General features: G+C 63.8%; 22 protein-coding genes. 17 read left to right on the top strand and 5 right to left on the bottom strand.

Translation table 11 applies throughout. The annotated features are described in order from the left end of the window. Positions 1-132: 132 nt before the first annotated feature. The 8 genes from hemN to AC0C6X_RS22310 all read left to right on the top strand — a co-directional run bounded on the left by hemN (position 133) and on the right by AC0C6X_RS22310 (position 8,330). Positions 133-1,482 carry an oxygen-independent coproporphyrinogen III oxidase gene (hemN, locus tag AC0C6X_RS22345; RefSeq protein ID WP_472955213.1) on the top strand — a complete coding sequence of 450 codons (1,350 nt, stop codon included), beginning with the start codon at positions 133-135 and terminating at the stop codon, positions 1,480-1,482. A 115-nt stretch (positions 1,483-1,597) separates the two neighbouring features. Further along, the gene (locus AC0C6X_RS22340; protein ID WP_089044188.1) at positions 1,598-1,882 is read left to right on the top strand and encodes an acyl carrier protein; all 285 of its coding nucleotides are present in this window, start codon (positions 1,598-1,600) and stop codon (positions 1,880-1,882) included. A gap of 130 nt (positions 1,883-2,012) precedes the next feature. Further along, complete coding sequence (locus tag AC0C6X_RS22335; protein ID WP_173516803.1) at positions 2,013-2,498, top strand: 3-hydroxyacyl-ACP dehydratase FabZ family protein; 486 nt, start codon at positions 2,013-2,015, stop codon at positions 2,496-2,498. A 1-nt stretch (position 2,499) separates the two neighbouring features. After that, positions 2,500-3,702: a beta-ketoacyl-ACP synthase gene (locus tag AC0C6X_RS22330; RefSeq protein ID WP_472955211.1), complete on the top strand. Its 1,203-nt coding sequence runs from the start codon at positions 2,500-2,502 to the stop codon at positions 3,700-3,702. A 12-nt stretch (positions 3,703-3,714) separates the two neighbouring features. After that, positions 3,715-4,998 (top strand): beta-ketoacyl-ACP synthase, encoded by a 1,284-nt coding sequence (locus AC0C6X_RS22325; RefSeq protein ID WP_173516801.1) that lies wholly within the window; start codon positions 3,715-3,717, stop codon positions 4,996-4,998. Between the two features lie 281 nt (positions 4,999-5,279). Next, positions 5,280-6,308 carry a zinc-binding dehydrogenase gene (locus tag AC0C6X_RS22320; protein WP_247960106.1) on the top strand — a complete coding sequence of 343 codons (1,029 nt, stop codon included), beginning with the start codon at positions 5,280-5,282 and terminating at the stop codon, positions 6,306-6,308. Positions 6,309-6,319: 11 nt separating this feature from the next. Beyond that, positions 6,320-7,249 carry a lipid A biosynthesis lauroyl acyltransferase gene (locus AC0C6X_RS22315; protein ID WP_173516799.1) on the top strand — a complete coding sequence of 310 codons (930 nt, stop codon included), beginning with the start codon at positions 6,320-6,322 and terminating at the stop codon, positions 7,247-7,249. 370 nt (positions 7,250-7,619) lie between these two features. Next, positions 7,620-8,330: a PAS domain-containing protein gene (locus AC0C6X_RS22310; protein ID WP_173516798.1), complete on the top strand. Its 711-nt coding sequence runs from the start codon at positions 7,620-7,622 to the stop codon at positions 8,328-8,330. Positions 8,331-8,543: 213 nt separating this feature from the next. On the opposite strand, the gene AC0C6X_RS22305 is transcribed toward AC0C6X_RS22310, so the two are convergent. After that, positions 8,544-8,978 carry a hemerythrin domain-containing protein gene (locus tag AC0C6X_RS22305; protein ID WP_247960105.1) on the bottom strand — a complete coding sequence of 145 codons (435 nt, stop codon included), beginning with the start codon at positions 8,976-8,978 and terminating at the stop codon, positions 8,544-8,546. A gap of 254 nt (positions 8,979-9,232) precedes the next feature. On the opposite strand from AC0C6X_RS22305, the gene ccoN reads away from it, so the two are divergent. The 4 genes from ccoN to ccoP are packed head-to-tail and all read left to right on the top strand — an operon-like array spanning position 9,233 to position 12,637. Then, positions 9,233-10,861, top strand: coding sequence for a cytochrome-c oxidase, cbb3-type subunit I (gene ccoN, locus AC0C6X_RS22300; RefSeq protein ID WP_247960104.1), 1,629 nt, complete (start codon positions 9,233-9,235; stop codon positions 10,859-10,861). 13 nt (positions 10,862-10,874) lie between these two features. Continuing rightward, entirely contained in the window at positions 10,875-11,606 is a 732-nt protein-coding gene (ccoO, locus tag AC0C6X_RS22295) for a cytochrome-c oxidase, cbb3-type subunit II (protein WP_173516795.1), read from the top strand. An 11-nt stretch (positions 11,607-11,617) separates the two neighbouring features. Beyond that, complete coding sequence (locus AC0C6X_RS22290) at positions 11,618-11,770, top strand: cbb3-type cytochrome c oxidase subunit 3 (protein ID WP_173516794.1); 153 nt, start codon at positions 11,618-11,620, stop codon at positions 11,768-11,770. Between the two features lie 3 nt (positions 11,771-11,773). Next, the gene (ccoP, locus tag AC0C6X_RS22285; RefSeq protein WP_247960103.1) at positions 11,774-12,637 is read left to right on the top strand and encodes a cytochrome-c oxidase, cbb3-type subunit III; all 864 of its coding nucleotides are present in this window, start codon (positions 11,774-11,776) and stop codon (positions 12,635-12,637) included. A 265-nt stretch (positions 12,638-12,902) separates the two neighbouring features. On the opposite strand, the gene AC0C6X_RS22280 is transcribed toward ccoP, so the two are convergent. The 4 genes from AC0C6X_RS22280 to AC0C6X_RS22265 form a co-directional block, all read right to left on the bottom strand. After that, on the bottom strand, positions 12,903-13,256 hold the full coding sequence (locus AC0C6X_RS22280) for a VOC family protein (protein WP_247960102.1): 354 nt from the start codon (positions 13,254-13,256) through the stop codon (positions 12,903-12,905). Positions 13,257-13,259: 3 nt separating this feature from the next. Further along, complete coding sequence (locus tag AC0C6X_RS22275; protein WP_247960101.1) at positions 13,260-13,670, bottom strand: SRPBCC family protein; 411 nt, start codon at positions 13,668-13,670, stop codon at positions 13,260-13,262. A gap of 64 nt (positions 13,671-13,734) precedes the next feature. Next, positions 13,735-14,535, bottom strand: coding sequence for a helix-turn-helix domain-containing protein (locus tag AC0C6X_RS22270; RefSeq protein ID WP_472955206.1), 801 nt, complete (start codon positions 14,533-14,535; stop codon positions 13,735-13,737). Further along, positions 14,511-15,989, bottom strand: coding sequence for an alanine/glycine:cation symporter family protein (locus AC0C6X_RS22265; RefSeq protein WP_472955203.1), 1,479 nt, complete (start codon positions 15,987-15,989; stop codon positions 14,511-14,513). Before AC0C6X_RS22265 ends, AC0C6X_RS22270 begins: the two co-directional genes overlap by 25 nt. A 247-nt stretch (positions 15,990-16,236) precedes the next feature. On the opposite strand from AC0C6X_RS22265, the gene ccoG reads away from it, so the two are divergent. From ccoG to gndA, 5 genes are all read left to right on the top strand, one after another. Further along, on the top strand, positions 16,237-17,811 hold the full coding sequence (ccoG, locus tag AC0C6X_RS22260; protein WP_472955200.1) for a cytochrome c oxidase accessory protein CcoG: 1,575 nt from the start codon (positions 16,237-16,239) through the stop codon (positions 17,809-17,811). Beyond that, positions 17,808-18,305, top strand: coding sequence for a FixH family protein (locus AC0C6X_RS22255; RefSeq protein WP_173516787.1), 498 nt, complete (start codon positions 17,808-17,810; stop codon positions 18,303-18,305). Before ccoG ends, AC0C6X_RS22255 begins: the two co-directional genes overlap by 4 nt. Beyond that, on the top strand, positions 18,302-20,593 hold the full coding sequence (locus tag AC0C6X_RS22250) for a cation-translocating P-type ATPase (protein WP_472955199.1): 2,292 nt from the start codon (positions 18,302-18,304) through the stop codon (positions 20,591-20,593). The genes AC0C6X_RS22255 and AC0C6X_RS22250 overlap by 4 nt, the downstream gene beginning before the upstream one ends. Beyond that, entirely contained in the window at positions 20,590-20,748 is a 159-nt protein-coding gene (gene ccoS, locus AC0C6X_RS22245) for a cbb3-type cytochrome oxidase assembly protein CcoS (RefSeq protein WP_034788403.1), read from the top strand. The genes AC0C6X_RS22250 and ccoS overlap by 4 nt, the downstream gene beginning before the upstream one ends. Positions 20,749-20,927: 179 nt before the next feature. Continuing rightward, positions 20,928-22,358, top strand: coding sequence for an NADP-dependent phosphogluconate dehydrogenase (gene gndA / locus AC0C6X_RS22240; RefSeq protein ID WP_472955196.1), 1,431 nt, complete (start codon positions 20,928-20,930; stop codon positions 22,356-22,358). The last annotated feature ends 269 nt before the right edge of the window (positions 22,359-22,627 follow it).

Raw genomic sequence — 22,627 nt, 5'->3', positions numbered from 1 at the left:
GAAAGCGCGAAACAATGTCTCATGCTGACTTGCGTATTGTCAATTTTAACGTGTTAATTCGGCGACTTGATCAAAATCAAAGGCGTCTTCGCGTATCCGCCCTATGCCATCGTCATGACAGCGGAGAGACCGATGGAAGACGCGCTTATCCTCAAATATGCGGGCCCGGTGCCGCGCTACACCAGTTACCCGACCGCCCCGCATTTTTCCGAGGCGGTGGGCCTTGCGGATTATGAAAGCTGGCTCGATCAGATCGGCCCGGGCGAGGCGATTTCGCTTTATGCCCATGTGCCCTATTGCGACCGGCTCTGTTGGTTCTGTGCCTGCCACACCAAGCAGACGCTGCGCTACGATCCCGTCGCAACCTATTTGCAGGGCCTGCATCGCGAGGTTGCATCGGTCGGCGGGCGGGTGAACCGCGAAGCCAGGGTAACGGCGCTGCATTTCGGCGGCGGTTCGCCGACGCTCGTCCGGCCGGAGGACATGATCGCGCTCAAGCGCAGCTTCACCGATCATTTCACTATCGCGCCGGATTGCGAGATCAGCGTCGAGATGGATCCCAACGACCTCGACGAGGCGCGTCACGATGCGCTGGCGGCGATCGGGATGACACGGGCGAGCTTCGGCATCCAGGATTTCGACCCGGTGGTGCAGAAGGCGATCAACCGCATCCAGACCTATGAGCAGACCCGCGATGCGATCGAGGCATCGCGGGCGCGGGGTGTCCGTTCGGTCAATTGCGACGTCCTTTACGGGCTTCCGTATCAGAGCCTTTCGTCACTGGAGCGGACGATGGCGGCGGTGCTGACGCTCGCGCCCGATCGCGTCGCGCTCTTCGGTTACGCGCATGTGCCCTGGATGAAAACGCACCAGAAGATGATCCCGGACGAGAGCCTGCCCGGCGTGGTCGAGCGCTTCGCCCAGATGAGCCGGGCGGCGGAAATGCTGCTGTCGGCCGGCTACGAGGCGATCGGCATCGACCATTTCGCAAAGCCCGAAGACAGCCTGGCGCGCGCCAATCGGGAAGGGCGCCTCCGCCGCAATTTCCAAGGCTATACGGACGATGAGGCGGAAACGCTCATTGGCCTCGGTGCCTCGGCGATCGGCCAGTTCCGTCAGGGCTATGTCCAGAACATGCCGGCAACCGGCGAATATCTGCGTCATGTGGAGCAGGCAGGCATGGCGGCAGTTCGCGGCTACCGCTTCACGCCGGACGACCGGTTGAGAGCAAAAGTGATCGCCGACATCATGTGCCGTTTCGCCTTCTCCTTTGACGGGGTCGAACGGGCATTTCCGGGGCTGGCCGCCGCGGTGGTCGAGGAGGCGCGGCTTTTCCGGGCGCGCGACGCCGACGGGCTGACGACGATCGAAAACGGTGTCTTCCGCCTGACCGAACGCGGACGGCCCTTTGCGCGATCGGTGGCGGCGAACTTCGACGCCTATCTCGGCAATGGTCGCGGTCGGCATTCGGTCGCCGTTTGAGGCGTAAGCCTGCAACACCGGTTTTCAATTCGCCAACGGTTGCAATCAAGGCCATTGGCTTTTGCGGCGCATTTACCTATAGGATCGCCGAGACTCGACTTAAGTTACTAGAGGTATGCGCGTGACAGCTACATTCGACAAGGTTGCCGACATCATTGCGGAGACGAGCGAGATCGATCGCGAGACGATCACGCCCGAAAGCCACACGATCGACGATCTCGGCATCGACAGCCTGGACTTCCTCGACATCGTCTTTGCGATCGACAAGGAATTCGGCATCAAGATCCCGCTCGAGCAGTGGACGCAGGAAGTCAACGAAGGCAAGGTCTCGACCGAAGAGTACTTCGTTCTGAAGAACCTCTGCGCCAAGATCGACGAACTGCGGGCTGCCAAGGGCTGATCGGGCTTTCGCCCAAGCCTTGCCGCACCAATTCCAATGCCGCCCGTCGCGCCTCGCGCTTGACAGGCGGCATTGGCGTTTTTACTTGAGCCCGAAACGAACGGCCCGAAAACGAACAGGGTGAGCCTCAATGCTCCTTGAATACTTCCAGATGATCGATCGTGTCGAAACGGTCGATCTTTCGGCTGGCCGGCTGACGGCGCGGTCCGTCGTTCCCGAGAAGAGCCCGGTGTTCGAAGGCCATTTTCCAGGCTACCCGCTGGTGCCGGGCGTGCTCCTGATCGAGACCATGGCGCAGGCCTCCGGTTTCCTGGTGCTGGCCGCCACCAATTTTGCGGCCATGCCCTTCCTGATGTCGGTCGACGGCGCCAAGATGCGTACCTTCGTCGAGCCCTCGGCCGAACTCGAGATCGAAGCCTTCCTCGAGCATGAAGGTTCGGGCTTTGCCGTTACCAAGGCGAAGATCACCTCGGCCGGCAAGAAGGTCTGTGACGCCCAGCTGAAACTGAGGACGATGCCGTTCGATCAGGTTCCGCTCGGCGATATCGTTCGCAAGCGGGCCGAGGAACTCGGCCTGATGGCGGCTCTTTCGGCGACAGCCGGTTCGGAGAAGTAAGATGACCAAATCCGCAAACGACGTTGTCATTACCGGCGTCGGCATCGTCACCAGCCAGGGCGTCGGCGTCGAGCCGCATCTGGCCCTCTTGAGCGCCGACGCTTCGCCGGCCGTGCGCGTCGAGACCGAGAAGTTCAGCCCCTATCCGGTGCATCCGCTGCCGGAAATCGACTGGTCGCAGCAGATCGCCAAGCGCGGCGACCAGCGCCAGATGGAAAACTGGCAGCGCCTCGGCGTCTTCGCTGCCGGCCTGGCGCTCGATGATGCCGGTCTCAAGGACAATCTCGAAGCCTGCGGCAGCATGGACATGATCGTCGCTGCCGGCGGCGGCGAGCGCGACATCAACGTCGACTCGCTGATCGTCGACGAAGCGCTGAAGCGCAACGATCGCGAACAGCTCCTCAACGAAAAGCTGACCACCGAACTGCGCCCGACGCTGTTCCTGGCGCAGCTTTCCAACCTGCTCGCCGGCAACATTTCGATCGTGCACAAGGTCACCGGCTCGTCGCGCACCTTCATGGGCGAGGAAGCGGCCGGCATCTCGGCGATCGAAACCGCCTTTGCCCGCATCAAGGCCGGCCAGTCGAGCCATACGCTCGTCGGCGGCGCCTTCTCGGCCGAACGTCTCGACATCATTCTCCTGATCGAAGCCATCCAGGGCCATGCGCTCGGCGACTGGCACCCGATCTGGTCGCGCAGCAAGGATAATGGCGGCGGCATGATCCTCGGTTCGGTCGGCGCCTTCCTAGTGCTGGAATCGCGTGAATATGCCGAAGCCCGCGGCGCCCGCATCTATGCCACGATCGAGGCGATCGGCGGCGACCGCGGCTCGCGTGAAAGCGGCAAGCTCGAAGCCCGGCTTGCCGATCTCGCCAAGCCGGCGGAGAAACTTGACCCGACATCGACCGTCGTGTTCTCCGGTACGTCCGGTTTCCATGACCTGGTGGCGCGCGAGAAGGCGTTCCTCGAGGCGAAGTTGGCCGGGGCGCCGGTGCGCGCCTATGGCGGCCTCGTCGGCCACAGCATCGAAGCGCAATTCCCGCTGGGCCTGGCGCTTGCGGCTTTGTCGCTGGGCGAGGGCGCCAGGGTGCCGGCCTTCGATGCCGGCGCCGAGAAGCCGATGACGGCGGCGGCGAAGAGCGCCGTGGTCACCACCATCGGCCATTCGCGCGGCGAAGGCGTCGCCGTCCTTTCGGCGGAATAACAGGAGCGGACCATGAGCAACGCTTACAAGGACCATCTCGGCCGCCCGATCATCGCCGTCACCGGCATGGGCGTCATCACCTCGCTCGGCCAGGGTGTCGAAGACAACTGGGCAGCGCTTTCGGGCGGTGTCTCGGGCATCCACAAGATCACCCGGTTCCCGACCGAAGGCCTGAACACCCGCATTTCCGGTACGGTCGATTTCATCGACATCCCCGCGGACAATGCCGTCGAGCGTTCCTATGCCATGGCGCGCGAGACGACGCTGGAAGCGCTGGCGCAGGCCGGCATTTCCGGCGATTTCAACGGCCCGCTGTTCCTGGCCGCCCCGCCGGTCGAGCCGGAATGGAGCGCGCGCTTCGAGCTTGCCGATCGTTCGCCGCCGTCGGAGCGGCCGGGCGACGCCTATAACCGTTTCCTCGCCGCCATGCGCCAGAAGGCCGATCCGGTGTTCCATGAGGCCGTGCTCTTCGGCTCGATCTCGGAACGCCTTGCCGATCGCTTCGGCACGCGCGGCCTGCCGGTGACGCTGTCGACCGCTTGTGCCTCGGGCGCCACGGCGATCCAGCTCGGCGTCGAGGCGATCCGCCAGGGCCGCACCGATCGCGCGCTGACGGTCGCGACCGATGGCTCGGTCAGCGCCGAGGCACTGATCCGCTTCGCGCTGCTTTCGGCGCTTTCCACCCAGAACGATCCGCCGGAAAAGGCGTCGAAGCCCTTCACCAAGGACCGTGACGGCTTCGTCATCGCCGAAGGTGCAGCGACCCTCGTGCTCGAATCTCTGGAAGCGGCGGTCGCCCGCGGCGCCCGCGTCTACGGCATCCTGAAGGGCTGCGGCGAGAAGGCCGACCTCTTCCACCGCACGCGCTCCTCGCCGGATGGTGGCCCGGCGATCGCGACGATCCGCGCGGCCCTTGCCGACGCCGGCATCGACGAAAACGGTATCGGCTACATCAACGCCCATGGCACCTCGACGCCCGAGAACGACAAGATGGAATACCTGTCGATGTCGAACGTCTTCGGCGATCGCCTGCCGTCGATCCCGGTCTCGTCCAACAAGTCGATGATCGGTCATACGCTGACGGCGGCCGGTGCGGTCGAGGCGGTATTCTCGATCCAGACGATGCTGACCGGCACGCTGCCGCCGACGATCAACTACCAGAACCCCGATCCGGCGATCGTGCTCGACGTTGTGCCGAACGTGAAGCGCAGCCAGCAGGTGACTGCGGTGCTGTCGAACTCCTTCGGCTTCGGCGGCCAGAACGCCAGCCTCGTCATGACTGCCGAGCCGGCTTGAGCCTTTACGAGGACAAGGCGCATTAGGCGTTACCCCCCTCTGCCCTGCCGGGCATCTCCCCCACAAGGGGGGAGATTGGATGTGGCACCGTCTTGCTCATCAAGGGACGCTGAGCGCGGATCCCTCTATTAATGCGATTGGCTTGCCGCGGGTCGATCTCCCCCTTGTGGGGGAGATGGCCGGCAGGCCAGAGGGGGGTGCAGCGCCGTTGCCCCAATGTGTATATATGCCAGTCAGCACGGCCCAGCCGCTCGACTATCTAAAGATCTAAAGGAAGAACCATGCGCGCCCTGCAACTGCTCGATGACCGCAAGCTCGAAATCACCGACATTCCGGAACCGGAAGCGCCCGGCCCGGGTGAGGTGACGCTGCGCGTCAAGGCGGTGGCACTCAACCATATCGACGTCTGGGGCTGGCGCGGCATGGCCTTTGCCAAGCGCAAGATGCCGCTCGTCATCGGGGCGGAAGCATCCGGCGTCGTCGACGCGATCGGTCCGGGCGTTTCGAGCGTGCTGCCGGGCCAGCTCGTGTCGATCTACGGCGCGCGCACCTGCGGTCTCTGCCGCCCGTGCAAGGAAGGCCGCGACAATCTCTGCGAACATGTCGGTGGCGTGCACGGCTTCCACCTCGACGGCTTCGCGCAGGAGAAGATCAACCTGCCGGCGCGCCTCTTGGTGCCGGCACCTCCGGGTGTCGACGCGGTCGGCGCAGCGCTTGCTCCGGTCACCTTCGGTACCGTCGAACACATGCTGTTCGACAACGCCAAGCTCGAGCCCGGCGAAACGATCCTCGTCCATGCCGGCGGCTCCGGCATCGGCTCGGCGGCGATCCAGCTCGCCAAGAAGATCGGCTGCACCGTCATCACGACGGTGGGCTCTGACGACAAGATCGAGAAGGCGAAGGCGCTCGGCGCCGATCACGTCATCAACTATCGCAAGGACCGCTTCGAAGGCGTGGTGCGCAAGCTCACCAAGAAGAAGGGTGTCGACGTCGTATTCGAACACGTCGGCAAGGACACCTGGGCGGGCTCGATGCTCTCGATGAAGCGCGGCGGCCGTCTGGTCACCTGCGGTTCCACCTCGGGCGTTTCCACCGACATGAACCTGATGATGCTGTTCCAGCAGCAGCTGAAGCTGCTCGGCTCCTTCGGCTGCCGCATGGAGAACATGGCGAACGCCATGCAGAAGATGGCCCGCGGCCTCGTGCATCCGGTCATCGATACCGAGGTCGGCCTCGACGAGATCGACCGGGCACTGGAGCGCATGGAATCGCGCCAGATCTTCGGCAAGATCATCCTGAAGATGGATTGATCGACGTGCGCATGCTGATCACACGGCTGGTGCTGGCGGCGGATCGTACGCGGCAGTGGCTGATTGCGCAGTTCGTCTTCCTGCTGCTGACGATCCTGAAGATGTTTCCCGCCGACGGCGCGATCAACTTCATGGATCGCGCGGTGCGCTTCATCGGCCCGAAGACCAGCCGGCACAAGCTGACGCTGACCAATCTGCGCAATGCCTTTCCGGAGAAAAGCGAAGCGGAGATCGAGGAGATCGCGCTTGAAAGCTGGGGCAACATGGGCCGCATGGCGGCCGAATACGTGTTCCTCGACCGTCTCTTCGATTTCGATCCGGAGCGCACGACGCCGGGTCGGGTCGAAGTGTCGGGCATTCCGCTATTCCTGGAGCTTCGCGACAATCCGCGCCCCTTCATCGTCTTCACCGCGCACAGCGGCAATTTCGAGATGCTGCCGGTTGCCGGCTCCGCCTTCGGTCTCGACGTGACCGTGCTCTTCCGCCCGCCGAACAACCCCTATGTGGCAGAGAAGGTGTTCAAGTTCCGCGAGGAGCGCATGGGCAACCTCGTGCCGTCGCATGCCGGTTCGTCCTTCGCGCTCGCCCGCCAGCTCGAACGGGGCCTGGGCGTCGGCGTTCTCGTCGACCAGAAGTTCCGCAAGGGGCTTAAGACCAAGTTCTTCGGCCAGGACGTGCAGACCAATCCGCTGCTTGCCAAGCTCGTCCGCCAGTTCAACTGCGAGGTCTATCCCGCCCGCTGCATCCGGTTGCCCGGCGGCCGTTTCCGGCTGGAACTGGAGCCGGCGATCGCGATCCCGCGCAAGGCAGACGGCAATGTCGACGTCACCGCCACGGCGCAGGTGCTGAACGACAAGGTGGAAAGCTGGGTAAGGGAATATCCCGGCCAGTGGCTCTGGTATCACGACCGCTGGCACATCAAGCGCTACCTCAAGGACTGATTCCCTTCCGCACGAACAAGCGCGCTTGAGGCTGCTTCAGCGCGGCATCTAAAATTTTGGCGCGCCCGGACATGAAGCTCGGCGGTCGGCACATTCGCCGGCTCGCCTGCGGCGGCGCGGGCCGGTTTTGCCCTGAAAATACTTCAAAAGGTTAAGTTTTTCTTTCTGCTGTTGAACGCTAACGCAATGAGTGTAAACTCGACGTTGTCTCGCGAGGGGAAGACTGCAAGCGCTTTGGATGGCCGGAGTGGTGCGGTTTTACGCGGAAGTGGTGGGGGAAGCATCAAAACTAGATCAGTGTCTGCAGCATCAACGCCTGTCTTGTAAGTGCATCGAAGCGGCTCTGCCGTGGGGGAATTGGGGTTTCGAATTGAACGCACTGATTGAGCTGTTCTGGTTCAAGTATTCGCAGATGCAGTATGCCGTACGTACGGCAGACGAGCATTTGATCGGCATCCTGGATCGCGAACTCGATCCGATCCTCAGATCCGTCTACGACGAGAAGGCGGTGAGCGTCGAAGACGCCCGACTTCAGTTCCAGTTCCTGATCGACATCCTGCGGGTCGAGGCCGACGACATCTCCTGCGTACTCCGGCATTCGCAACTGCTGCAATCGCTGATCAACCGCTATTTCGCGGCGACGGGCGCGGAGAAATTCGCCGACCTGCAGCTCGAGCGGCTGCCGGCCCAGCCGAGCAAAGGCAGGGCCGATGAAGGCCTGCTCAACGAGGCGATCCTCGACAGTTTCCCGGATCGCATCGCGGTGATTACGCCGGATTACCGCTACCTCTACACCAACCCGCGCAATGCCGAGCATCTGGAGAGCCGTCCGATGGACCTGATCGGCCGGCATATCGTCGAGTTCATCGGCATCCGGCGCTTCGAGCAGCGCGTGAAATCCTATCTCGATCGCTGTTTTGCGGGCGAGGTGGTCGACTATACCTTCGCCAAGACGGTCGATGCGCGCACCGTCGTCGTACGCTGCCGGCTGACGCCGTGCATGTCCAGCACCGGCAAGCTCATCGGCGCGATCCTGGTGATCCAGGAACATGCCGACCGTCGCCGCGCGATCGCGGCCTGACGCTACAGCGCCGCGCGTCTCATGAGACGCGCAAAGGTCGCTGTAGCACTTTGATTTGCTGCATGTCTTCGTCCTTAAATCGAGGTCGATTCAAGGAGACATGCAGTAGACCCTTAGGCAAGATCAAGCGAGACGATGTCCGGATTGAAGAAGCGCGACCGCAGCACGGCCGCGCTCAATTCTGCTCTCGAATATGAGCTTGTCCTTGGGCGTTCACTCGGCGGGCGCGGTGATGGCGCGCAGACATTCCCGCTCGAAGCCGACATGCCGCCTAAGGCTCGTAAAGAAGCCGCGCAGCATGTAGCCGGCGGTTTCGGCATTGACCGTTTCGTCTGCGGCGCCGAGACGCTCCAGCATTTCCGTCAGCTCCTCGGCGAAGCATTCGTCCTCGCAGTGCTCGTATTTCAGCCGCTCCAGCGTCGCGCCGATCGTCGAGTCGCTGCGGAAGGTGCGCTCGATCCACGGGAACACCAGGTTTTCCTCGCCGGAATGCATTTCGCGGATCATAGGTCCGAGCACCTTGGCGGCGTAGACGCATTTCTGCCGGTCGATTTCGGCGGGCAGGCTGTCGGCGATTTCCTCGAGGCTGTTGCAGAGCGCGAGTTGTTCTTCATGCGCACGGGCGAGCCACGCGAAGGGCTCGGCCATCGGGACGGGGCGGGGAGGCGACTCGGGGCGGCTCCGGATTCGTCCATCCTCAAACGTCTTTTTCATCGGCTTCAAACGCCAGCTCCCATGGCGCTCCCTATTGTCTGCCGAGGATGATGCATTCGAGGCGTTCCAACCTTGATCTGAATCAAGGTCGGATCGCCCCGATTCTGACACTTTCCGCCAAGCTGCAGTGACGTGCCTCGTTCAGGGCGTGTCTCCGCGTGCGATCGGACCAAGTTGGGGACCCAACCATGAAATACACATTCGAGATGATCCTGCTCGGGGTCGGTGCATTCCTGGCGCTCGTCGGCGCCGGCTTTGCGCAGGACCGGCACTTTGAAGCCCATATGTGGGTATTGTTCTTCGTGCTCCTCGCCGGCACCATCATGCTGATGCGACGCATCGAGTTCAGCCCGGTTTCCGCGGGCAGGGCGCCGCCACCGCCACCGCAGTCGGAATATTTCGACGAGGTGGTCAAGTATGGCGTGATCGCCACCGTCTTCTGGGGCGTCGTCGGCTTTCTCGTGGGCGTCGTGGTTGCGCTCCAGCTCGCCTTTCCGGACCTCAACATCGAGCCCTGGTTCAACTTCGGCCGCATGCGGCCGCTGCACACCTCGGCGGTGATCTTCGCCTTCGGCGGCAACGCGCTGATCGCGACGTCCTTCTACATCGTCCAGCGCACCAGCCGCGCGCGCCTCTTCGGCGGCAATCTCGGCTGGTTCGTGTTCTGGGGCTACCAGCTCTTCATCGTCATGGCCGCTACCGGCTACCTGCTGGGGATCACCCAGTCCAAGGAATATGCGGAGCCGGAATGGTACGTCGACCTCTGGCTGACGATCGTCTGGGTCGCCTATCTCGTCGCCTTCCTTGGCACGCTGCTGACGCGCAGGGAGCCGCATATCTATGTGGCCAACTGGTTCTACCTCGCCTTCATCGTCACGATCGCGATGCTGCACATCGTCAACAACCTGGCGGTGCCGGTCTCCTTCGTCGGCTCGAAGAGCTACTCGGCCTTCGCCGGCGTGCAGGATGCGCTGACGCAATGGTGGTACGGGCATAACGCCGTCGGCTTCTTCCTGACGGCCGGCTTCCTCGGCATGATGTACTACTTCATTCCGAAGCAGGCCAACCGCCCCGTCTATTCCTACCGCCTGTCGATCATCCACTTCTGGTCGCTGATCTTCATGTACATCTGGGCGGGTCCGCACCACCTGCACTATACGGCGCTGCCCGACTGGGCGCAGACGCTCGGCATGGTCTTCTCGGTCATGCTGTGGATGCCCTCCTGGGGCGGCATGATCAACGGCCTGATGACGCTCTCGGGCGCCTGGGACAAGATCCGCACCGATCCGATCATCCGCATGATGGTGATGGCCGTCGCCTTCTACGGCATGGCGACCTTCGAAGGTCCGATGATGTCGATCAAGACGGTCAACTCGCTCAGCCACTACACCGACTGGACCATCGGTCACGTGCATTCCGGCGCGCTCGGCTGGAATGGCCTCATCACCTTCGGCGCGATCTACTATCTCGTTCCGAAGCTGTGGAACCGCGAGCGCCTCTACAGCGTGCGCATGGTCAACTGGCACTTCTGGCTCGCCACCCTCGGCATCGTCGTCTACGCGGCGGTCATGTGGGTCGCCGGCATCCAGCAGGGCCTGATGTGGCGCGAGTACGACGACCAGGGCTTCCTCGTCTATTCCTTCGCGGAATCGGTCGCGGCCATGGTTCCCTACTATGTGCTGCGTGCCCTTGGCGGCGCACTGTTCCTCTCCGGGGCTCTGCTCATGGCCTTCAACGTAACAATGACCATCCTCGGCCGCCAGCGCGACGAAGCTCCGATCTTCGGTGCGACGCCCGCGCTGAAAGCTGCGGAATAGGAGGGCATAGACCATGTCCATTCTCGACAAACACGCTTCGCTGGAGCGTAACGCCACCCTGCTGCTCGTCGGCTCGCTGCTCGTCGTCTCCGTCGGCGGCATCGTGGAAATCGCGCCGCTCTTCTATCTCGAAAACACCATCGAGAAGGTGGAAGGCATGCGGCCCTATTCGCCGCTGGAGCTTGCCGGCCGCGACATCTATATCCGCGAAGGCTGCTATGTCTGTCACAGCCAGATGATCCGCCCGTTCCGCGACGAAGTGGAGCGCTACGGCCATTACTCGCTGGCGGCGGAATCGATGTATGACCATCCGTTCCAGTGGGGCTCCAAGCGCACCGGGCCGGATCTCGCCCGCGTCGGCGACCGCTACTCCAACGAGTGGCACGTGCAGCACATGACCGAGCCGCGCTCGGTGGTGCCGGAATCGGTGATGCCGGGCTACGCCTTCCTCAAGGAGACGACGCTCGAGGTGGAGAACGTCGCCATGAACCTGAAGGCCAACAAGGCGGTCGGCGTTCCCTATACGGACGAGATGATCGACAACGCGCTGGCCGACATGAAGGCCCAGGCTGATCCGAATGCCGACACCTCGGGCGTCGAGGCGCGCTATCCAAAGGCCAAGCTCGGCGACTTCGACGGCAACCCGCAGAAGCTGACGGAGATGGATGCGCTCATCGCCTATCTGCAGATGCTCGGCACGCTGGTCGACTTCTCCACCTACGACGACACCACCGGCTATCGCTAAGGAGAACGCAGATGGAAACCTACACGGCCATGCGCCAGTTCGCCGATAGCTGGGCGCTGCTTGCCATGACGCTCTTCTTCCTCGGCGTCGTCGCCTTCATCTTCCGGCCCGGCGCCAAGAAGGCCGCCGACCAGGCCGCAGCCATCCCTCTGAAGGAGGATTGATCCATGGCGGAAAAACACGTCGACGAAATCAGCGGCGTCGAGACCACCGGCCACGAATGGGACGGTATCCGCGAACTCAACAACCCGATGCCGCGCTGGTGGGTCTATACCTTCTACGCAACCATCGTCTGGGCGGTCGGCTACATGATCGTCTATCCGGCGGTACCGCTCCTGACGGATGCCACCAAGGGCGTGCTCGGCTATTCGAGCCGCGCCGAGGTGAGCGCAGAACTCGCCAGCGCCAAGGCTGCCCAGGCCGGCAACCTCGAAAAGATCGCCTCGAGCTCGATCACCGATATCATGGCCGATCCGCAGCTCCAGCAGTTCGCCGTTTCCGGCGGCGCCTCGGCCTTCAAGGTCAACTGCGCCCAGTGCCACGGCTCGGGTGCGGCCGGTTCCGCCGGCTTCCCGAACCTGAACGACGACGACTGGCTCTGGGGCGGCAAGCCCGAAGAGATCTACCAGACGATCGCCCACGGCATCCGCTATGATGGCGACGGCGAGACCCGCGTTTCGGAAATGCCGTCGTTTACCGAAATCCTTCAGCCGGAAGAGATCAAGCAGACGGCAGCCTACGTCGTCAGCCTCACCGGCACGCCGTCGGACGTCTCGATGGTCGAGCCGGGCAAGGCATTGTTCGAAGCCAACTGTGCGTCGTGCCATGGCGCCGACGCCAAGGGCAACCGCGAGTTAGGCGCCCCGAACCTGGCTGACGCACTGTGGCTGAAGGGCGAGGGCGAGCAGGCGATCATCGCGCAGATGAAGGTGCCGAAGCACGGCGTCATGCCCGCCTGGCTGCCGCGCCTCGGCGACACCACCGTCAAGCAGCTTGCCGTCTTCGTGCATTCGTTGGGTGGCGGCGAGTAGGGCTCGCCGGCACTCAGTGCCAGGGGGCCCCTCACTGTCCTGCCGGACATCTCTCCCCGCTTGCGGGGAGAGAGTCGCTGGGGGTGACGTTCTCGCAAACATCAGATCCTGTGAATGGCGAACGGTCAGGCTTGCTGCCTTCTCCCCGCTTGCGGGGAGAAGGTGCCGGCAGGCGGATGAGGGGCAGCGCTGATCGTTAACCAAGAAGCGGCCGCGTCGAAAGACGCGGCCCTTCTCATTCCAGCGCGGCGGGGCGTTGTCAGCTTTACTGCTGCGACCACACCGCCAGTTCATAACCATCTGGGTCGGCGAAGTGGAAGCGGCGGCCGCCGGGGAACGAAAAGATCGGCTTGGCGATCTTGCCGCCTGCCTTTTCGATACGGGCCTGTGTTTGCTCGAGATCGTCGGCATAGATGATGACCAGCGGCCCGCCGCTGCCGACAGGGCCCGTGGTCGTGAAGCCGCCGGTTAGCCGGCCGTCCTGGAACTCGCAATATTCGGGGCCATAGTCGGTGAAGGTCCAGCCGAAGGCGTCGCCGTAGAATGCCTTGCTCGCAGCGATGTCGGCGACGTTGAACTCGACATAGTCGATGCGGCCGTCGTTGCCCTTGTTACCCATTTTTCACCTGTCTTTTCCGGATTCCATGAGAGCTTTCAAAGCGGCGAGATCCTTCGCCACCCAACCGGTGTCGCCGGCAAATTGTTCCGCGCTCATGCCCGGCTGGCGCAGAAGCGTGAACATCACCTCCGCCCCGTCGCCGTTCGGCACGACGCGCAGCGCATTGTGAACCTTGGTGCCATCGGCAAGCGTGACGAGATGATCGACGACGCCGAAGTCGTTGTCGGGGGCAAAGCGCACGCGCGCATCGCCGAGCGGTCCCGGCGCCAGCCAGTCCTCGCCGTTACGCGTCAGGCCTGACGACAGGCCGGAGGCCCAGCGGTGCATGTTCTCGTGCTTCGCCATGAAGGCGTAGACCTCGCGCCAATCGCGGTTGATGGTGGTGTGAACGATCTTCGCTTCAAGTGTTGCCATGCCTGGTTCTCCTGGACGCGGAATTAGCACGGGCGACCGCGCCGGTCTTGAACGAAACGGCCAGTCAGGCGGCCTGCCGATGGCCGCCAAGCTGGCGGCGGATCTCCGCAGGCGAGAGCGATGCCAGCTCCTTTGTCTCGCGCGAAAGATGCGCCTGGTCGGCGTAACCGGCATCGAGGGCAAGGATGCCGAGGCTCGCGGACGGTTCGCGGCGGCAGGCTGCGAGGAAGCGTTGCAGGCGGAGAATGCGGTCGAGCGTCTTGGCGCCATAGCCGAAATGCTGGTGGCAGCGGCGGCGCAGCGTCCGTTCGCTGGTGCCGGTGGCTGCGGCCAGCGACCGGATAGGATTGTCCGAGAAATCATGCTTCTGCTGCAGGTAGGCGAGGCAGGCGGCGGCGTCGCTTGATGGCGGCGCAACCGCTGGCAGACGCTGCAGCACGGCCTCTGCCAGGATTTCGGCGCGGCGTGCGCAATCCGGCGCGTCCTGAAGCTTTGCGTCGAGTTCGCGCCCGGCCTTGCCCCAGAAGGCGTCTAGCGGGACGATTTCGCCGGTGATGTCGGAGAGCGATGTGCGCAGGAAGGACGCGGCGACGCCTGGCCGGAAGCGCAGGCCGACGACCTTGGCGCCGGCGGCGATCACCGGAAAGGCGGCAACCCGGTCGGGGCCGGCGACCACGAGGCCGCGATCCGACCAGAGGATATCGACGCAGCCGTCAGGCACGACCGCGATTGGCGCGGGCGGTCCCGACGGCATCTGGTGCCTCCAGAGGCATTCGACATGGCCGGCAAGCGCGTCAGGCGCGGCGCGCTCGCGATAGATGCCGTGCTGCTTTGCAAGCGTCAGCGGCCCGTGGGAGCCGTCCATGCCGTGTCCTCCACGCGTCGGCCCGCGCCGATCGCCTCTTCGCGCGACCAGATCTCGTCATCGATCTGGCCCTGCAGCTCCGGATAGTCGGCGGCGTGGAACACCGGATCGAGACCCTGCCGCCGCTGGGCGAAATAGTCCTTGGTCAGTTTGGCGATGGTACCGGAGAGGGGCAGGATGGCAATGAGGTTGATCGTCGCCATCAGGCCCATCGAGGCATCCGCCGCGTCGAATACGGTGGTGATGCTCTCCGACGCGCCCCATACGACCATGGCAAGCACGGCTGAGCGCATGATCGTGACGCCGAGGCGATTGGCGCCGCCGAGATAGGTCAGCGCGTTCTCGGCGTAGGAATAGTTGCCGATGATCGAGGTGAAAGCGAAAAAGAAGATCGCGATCGCGATGAAGTAGCTGCCGGTCCAGCCGATATGCACGTTCATCGCGGCTTGGGTGAGTTGCGTGCCGGTGACGCCGGAGCCCGGTTCCAGCGTGCCCGAGAGCAGAATCATGACCGATGTCGCGGTGCAGATCAGAATGGTATCGATGAAGACGCCGAGCGACTGCACGAAACCTTGTGACGCCGGGTGATGCGGCACGGGCGTGGCGACGGCTGCGATGTTCGGGGCCGAACCCATGCCGGCCTCGTTGGAAAAGAGACCGCGCTTGACACCGTTCATCATCGCGGCTGCGACACCGCCGGCAACGCCGCCTGCCGCCTCCTGCAGGCCGAAGGCGCTGGAGATGATGGTCCACAGCACGTTCGGCACGATCGCCGCATTGGCGACCAGTACATAGATCGCCGTCAGCAGATAGGCGATCGCCATGAAGGGCACCACGATTTCGGCGACGCGGGCGATCTGGCGGATGCCGCCGAAGATGACAATGCCGGAGATTGCTGCGACCGCGAGGCCGACAACGAATTTCGGAACGCCGAAGGCGCCTTGAACGGCATCCGCGATGGAATTGGCCTGGACCGCATTGAAGACGAGGCCGAAAGAGAGAATGAGGCAAACGGAGAAGATCGTCGCCGCCCAGGGCGCGTTGAGGCCGCGGGCGATGTAGAAGGCCGGGCCGCCGCGATATTGTCCGTTCTCGTTGCGTACCTTGTAGAGCTGCGCCAGCGCGCTTTCCGCATAGGCCGTCGCCATGCCGACCAGCGCCACCATCCACATCCAGAATGTCGCACCCGGTCCACCGAGATAGAGCGCGACGGCGACACCGGCGAGATTGCCGGTGCCGACGCGTGAGGCGAGGCTGACCGTCAGCGCCTGGAACGGGCTGATGCCAGCTGCGTCCTTCGAACCGCCGCTGCTCAACACGCGGAACATCTCGCCGAAATGCACGATCTGCGGGAAGCCGAGGCGGAGCGTGAAGTAGATGCCGACGGCGAGCAGGCCGTAGATCAGCACGTAACCCCAAAAGATCGTGTTCAGAAAGCCGATGATCGTGTCCATGCGGTTCCTCGTTGATATTGCAAGACAGTGATGTGGCGAACCGCGGTGCGGGTCGGATGGGAAAGGCCGGGCATCTTTTCCGGGAGCCTGGGCATTTTGCGAAAGCCTGGGCATTTCCTACGGAGGCCCGGACCTTTCGCCGCATGCTCGCGCTTTAGCCCGCAAACTTGACACAGATCAACGTTTTCGGAGGCCAAATCGGGCAAAAGGTGGTGCAATACACGACATATCCGGGGATTTCCCACAAATGAGCCTTCACTCAGCCGCAAATCCTGCCTCTGTCGAACGTCACGAGGCCGAGCCGGTCAATGCGGCGCATGTGCGCAAGCCGCTTTATGAAAAACGCAGGAAGATCTTCCCGAAGCGCGCCGAGGGCAGTTTCCGCCGCTTCAAGTGGGTGGTGATGCTGGTGACGCTCGGCATCTATTATCTGACGCCGTGGATCCGCTGGGATCGCGGCGCGCATGCGCCCGACCAGGCGGTGCTCGTCGATCTCGCCGCCCGCCGCTTCTATTTCTTCTTCATCGAGATCTGGCCGCAGGAGTTCTTCTTCGTTGCCGGTCTGCTCGTCATGGCCGGCTTCGGCCTGTTCCTGGTGACGTCGGCCGTCGGGCGCGCCTGGTGCGGCTATACCTGTCCGCAGACCGTCTGGGTCGATCTCTTCCTGGTGGTCGAGCGCTACATCGAAGGCGACCGCAACGCCCGCATGAAGCTCGATGCCGGCTCTTGGACGTTCGACAAGATCGTCAAGCGGGTGTCGAAGCATTCGATCTGGATCCTGATCGGCATCGCCACCGGCGGCGCCTGGATCTTCTATTTCGCCGATGCGCCGACGCTGTTGAAGAGCTTCGTTTCGCTCGAAGCGCCTGCTGTCGCTTACATGACCGTCGGCATCCTGACGGCGACGACCTATGTCTTCGGCGGCCTGATGCGCGAGCAGGTTTGCACCTATATGTGCCCGTGGCCGCGCATCCAGGCGGCCATGCTCGACGAGAATTCGCTGGTCGTCACCTATAACGACTGGCGCGGCGAGCCGCGCTCGCGCCACCAGAAGAAGGCGGTGGCGGCAGGCGAGGCCGTCGGCGACTGCGTCGACTGTAATGCCTGTGTCGTCGTCTGTCCGATGGGCATCGACATCCGCGAAGGCCAGCAGCTCGAATGCATCACCTGCGCGCTCTGCATCGACGCCTGCGACGGTGTCATGGACAAGCTCGGCCGCGAGCGTGGACTGATCTCCTATGCGACGCTCAACGATTATGCCGCCAATATGGCGCTCGCCACCAATGGCGGCACGACGACGATCGACCCGAGCCGTGTTCGCAACGCGGACGGCGGCTTCTCCGACAAGGTTCGCCATTTCAACTGGAAGATCGTCTTCCGCCCGCGCGTGCTGCTCTATCTCGGCGTCTGGACACTCGTCGGCATCGGTCTGCTCTATGCGCTCTTGTCTCGCGACCGGCTGGAACTCAACGTGCTGCACGACCGCAATCCGCAATTCGTCGTCGAATCCGATGGCTCGGTGCGCAACGGCTACATGGTCAAGCTCTTGAACATGATCCCGGAACAACGCACCATCACGCTCGCGATCGAGGGCATGCCTTCGGCGACGATGCGCCTTGCCGGCCATGCTCCGGGCGACGGCCGCACCTTTGCCGTCGGGGTCGATCCGGACAAGGTGACGGCGGTGAAGGTGTTCGTGACGCTGCCGGAGGACAAGCTTGGCGAGGCGGCCGATGGTTTCAGCCTGATCGTCGAGGATCCGTCGAGCCACGAGCGCGACGCCTACGAGGCCAACTTCAACAGCCCGGGAGCCGCGAAATGACGACCAGACAGGCAAAGGCGCCGCGCCCCTTCACCGGCTGGCACATGCTGGGCGTCATGGTGCTGTTCTTCGGCACGATCATCACCGTCAACGTGATCATGGCCTGGAACGCCAGCCATAGCTGGAGCGGGCTGGTGGTGCAGAATACCTATGTCGCGAGCCAGCAGTTCAACGGCAAGGTGAAGGAGGCGAAGGCCTTCGCCGCCAGCGGTCTCGACGGCAAGCTCAGCGTTGAGAAAGAGGCGTTGCGCTATACGCTGACGCGCCAGGGCAAGCCAGAACTGACCGCCGACAAGGTGGTCGCCATGCTGAAACGCCCGGTCGAGGAGCATGAGGATGTGACCGTCGAGATGGTGCATCAGGGCGAGGGCGTCTTCGTCGCCCCCGCGGCTCTCAAGCGCGGCCAGTGGATCGCCGACATCACCGCGACCAAGGGCGATGTCGTCGTCTATCGCCAGGCGATCCGCTTCATGGTGCCGGGAGAGACCCCATGAGCTGCTGTGCACCCGGGACCGAGATGGCTCTGGAGATCGACAGGGCCGGGCAGGGGCTGCCAAGCTCGGAAGAGCTGTGGCTGACGAGCCGGTCGCTTGGCGGCGGGCTCCGCCAGACGGATCTCAGCGTGCCCGGCGTGCATTGCGGCGCCTGCATCACCACACTTGAGGGCGCCTTGAAAGCGCGGCCCGAGGTCGAGCGGGCGCGTGTGAACCTTTCGTCGCGGCGCGTGTCCATTGTCTGGAAGGAAGAGCTCGACGGAGCCCGTACCGATCCTCGGGAATTGGCGCGGACCATCCGCGCGCGCGGCTACGAGACCCATCTGTTTGCGCCGGGCGAGGAGGACGGCGACCAGACGCTGAAGAAACTGGTGCGCGCCGTTGCCGTCTCGGGTTTCGCTTCCGCCAACATCATGCTGCTTTCGGTCTCCGTGTGGTCGGGCGCGGAGGCTGCCACGCGCGATCTGTTCCACTGGATCTCGGCACTGATTGCCGCGCCGACGCTGATCTATGCCGGGCGCTTCTTCTATGCCTCCGCCTGGAACGCGCTGAAGCACGGCCGCACCAACATGGACGTGCCGATCGCGCTGGCGATCACGCTCTCCTTCTCCATCTCGCTCTACGAGACAATCACCCACGGCACCCATGCCTGGTTCGACGGCACGGTGATGCTTCTGTTCTTCCTGCTGATCGGCCGCACGCTCGACCACATGATGCGCGGCCGCGCCCGCTCGGCGATCAGCAGTCTGGCCCGGCTGTCGCCGCGCGGCGCCATGGTGCTGGATGCGCAAGGGGGACGGGAATACCGCCCGGTCGACGAGATCAAGCCGGGCGAAAGGCTGGCGATTGCCGCCGGCGAGCGCATCCCGGTCGATGGCCGCATTCTCATGGGCGCCAGCGATCTCGATCGCTCGATCGTCAATGGCGAGAGCGCACCCGCACCGGTCAAGACCGGCGACACCGTCGAGGCGGGCACGCTGAACCTCACCGGACCGCTGACCATCGAGGCGACGGCTGCGGCGCGCGACTCGTTGCTTGCGGAAATCATGGGGCTGATGGAGGCCGCCGAAGGGGGCAGGGCGCGCTATCACCGCATCGCCGACCGCGCAGCGCAATATTATTCGCCGGCGGTGCACCTGCTTGCGCTTTTGAGCTTCATCGGCTGGATGTTCGTCAATGGCGATTTCCACCACGCGATGCTGGTCGCGGTCGCGGTGCTGATCATCACCTGCCCCTGCGCGCTCGGCCTTGCGGTTCCTGTCGTGCAGGTCATTGCCGCCGGGCGGCTGTTCCAGAATGGCGTCATGGTCAAGGACGGTTCCGCCATGGAGCGGCTCGCCGAGATCGATACGGTGCTGCTCGACAAGACCGGCACGCTGACGGTGGGCGAGCCGCGCCTCGTCAACGGCCAGGATATTCAGCCCTCCGTGCTGGCGACGGCGGCCGGCCTTGCCGCCCAGTCGCGCCATCCGCTGGCGATGGCCATCCATGATGCGGCGAAGCTTGCGCCCGTCATTGCCGGGGAGGTCCGCGAAATTCCCGGTGCCGGCATCGAGGCCCGCACGGAGGCCGGCATCTACCGGCTCGGCAGCCGTGCCTTTGCCTGCGGCGATGCCGGCGAGGCGAGCGGGCAGTCCGAGGCGATCCTGTCGCTGGACGGCCGCGAACTCGCCTGCTTCCGCTTCGAGGACCGGTTGCGGCCCTTCGCCCGTGAAAGCATCGAGGAACTCGGTCGGCTCGGTTTGGCGACAGGTATCCTCTCCGGCGACCGCGCGCCCGTTGTCGCAGCCCTTGCCCGGCGGGTCGGCATCGAGCGCTTCCAGGCGGAACTGACGCCGCGCGGCAAGGTCGATGAATGCGCGGCTGCGGCCGAGGGCGGTCACCGCGTGCTGATGCTCGGCGACGGCATCAACGACGCCCCGGCGCTGCGGGCGGCCCACGTCTCGATGGCGCCGGCAACGGCGGCGGATGTCGGACGCCAGGCGGCGGACTTCGTCTTCCTGCACCAGGGGCTCAATGCCGTGCCGATGGCGATCGACACGTCGCGCCGGGCGGGGCGGCTCATCCGCCAGAATTTCGCGCTGGCGATCGGCTACAACGTGATCGCCGTTCCGATCGCAATCCTCGGCTATGCGACACCGCTGATCGCAGCCGTTGCCATGTCGACCTCGTCGGTGATCGTCGTTGCCAATGCCTTGCGTCTGCGTGCTGCCACGGGCAATGTCGCCGAGGCGGCACCGGACGGCCGAGCGCCCGCCACCCTGCGACCGGTCGGGAATGCCTCATGAACACGCTGATCTATCTCATCCCCATCGCGCTGTTTCTGGGCGGCATCGGCCTTGCCGCCTTCCTCTGGGCCCTGAAGAGCGGCCAATACGAAGACCTCGAAGGTGCGTCCTGGCGGGTGCTGGACGATGGCGACGGCAAGCCCGAAAAGAAGTGATTTTGTCAGGAATCGCTTGTCGTTAATCGATTTGAATGCCAAAACACCCTCCGCCGTCGCTTCTCGCGCCAGGGCCTTCGACAGAGCCCGCCACGAGAGGGCGAGGTTCAATTCGAAGGGCCGGCTCTGACGCGCTTATCCCGATCGCGCCCGGCACTTCTGTCCAAGGAGGCAATCACGTGTCACAGGCGGAAATCGGCCTAATCGGTCTCGGCGTCATGGGCTCGAACCTGGCGCTCAACATCGCTGAAAAGGGCAACAAGATCGCGGTGTTCAACCGCACCGTCGAGGCGACGCACAAATTCTACGCGGAAGCCGGCGAACTCCAGGGCCAGATCGTGCCCTGCGACACCATCGAAGCGTTTGTCGCCGCCATCCGCCCGCCGCGCCCGATCATCATCATGATCAAGGCCGGCGAGCCGGTCGACCAGCAGATGGAGATCCTCAAGCCCTATCTCGCCAAGGGCGACATCATGATCGATGCCGGCAACGCCAATTTCCGCGACACGATGCGCCGCTTCGAGGCGCTGAAGGATTCGGGCCTCACCTTCATCGGCATGGGCGTTTCCGGCGGTGAGGAAGGCGCTCGCCACGGCCCGTCGATCATGGTCGGCGGCACGGAAGAGTCCTGGAAGCGGGTCGAAAGCGTGCTGACCTCGATCGCCGCGAAGTACGACAACGACCCCTGCGTTGCCTGGCTCGGTGAAAACGGCGCCGGCCACTTCGTCAAGACGATCCACAACGGCATCGAATATGCCGACATGCAGATGATCGCCGAAATCTACGGCATCCTGCGTGACGGCCTGAAGATGTCGGCGACCGAGATCGGCGAGGTCTTCGGCGCCTGGAACAAGGGCCGCCTCAACTCCTACCTGATCGAGATCACCGAGAAGGTGCTGAAGGCCGCCGACCCGCTGACCGGCAAGCCGATCGTCGATATGATCCTCGACAAGGCCGGCCAGAAGGGCACCGGCAAGTGGTCGGTGATCGAGGCGCAGAACATGGGCGTGCCGGCCACCGGCATCGAGGCGGCAGTTGCCGCGCGCAGCATCTCCTCGATGAAGGACGAGCGCGAGGCGGCCGAAAAGATCCTCGGCCTGCCGCAGGTCGGCGAGTTCCAGATCGCCGACCGGGCCACCTTCATCAAGGATCTCGAAAGCGCGCTGCTCGCCGCCAAGATCGGCGCCTATGCGCAAGGGTTTGCGGTGATGTCGGCCGCGTCGAAGGAGTTCGACTGGAACCTGCCTATGCCGACGATCGCCAAGATCTGGCGCGCCGGATGCATCATCCGCTCGCAGTTCCTCGACGAGATCACCACCGCGTTCACCAAGGCGCCGGATGTCGCCAACCTGATCGTGACGCCGGCCTTTGCCGCCATGGTCAAGGAGACCGACGGTGCACTGCGGCGCGTCGTCTCGGCCGCCGTGCTCGGCGGTCTGCCGGTGCCGGCGCTCGCCTCGGCGCTTGGCTATTTCGACAGCTACCGCCGCGGCCGCGGCACGGCCAACGTCATCCAGGCGCAGCGCGACTTCTTCGGCGCCCACGGCTTCGACCGCGTCGACGGCGCCGACAGCCACCACGGCCCCTGGGGCAGTGGCCTCAACGGCTAAGTCTGACGATAAAGTAGTCTGAAGACGGGGTGGCCTTGGCCGCCCCGTTTGCTATTTGGCCCTGCGTGGCAGTCCCTTCGGCCACACGACAAGCTGCCTAGTGCTGGAGCGTCCTTTGTGCGTTCATATGAACGCACGGCGCTCTAGTGTCCTGATTCAGAAGTTTCTGCCGATTTGTTTTGCACATCGGCGATTTGCAGGGTTGCCAGGCAAAAGCGTTTGATGGTGGCGAGGATATCGTCTGCCGATTTGGTCCATCGGAACGGTTT

It is taken from the genome of Ensifer sp. VA4, from assembly GCF_055710065.1.
This window is presented reverse-complemented; position numbering and strand designations above follow the sequence as displayed.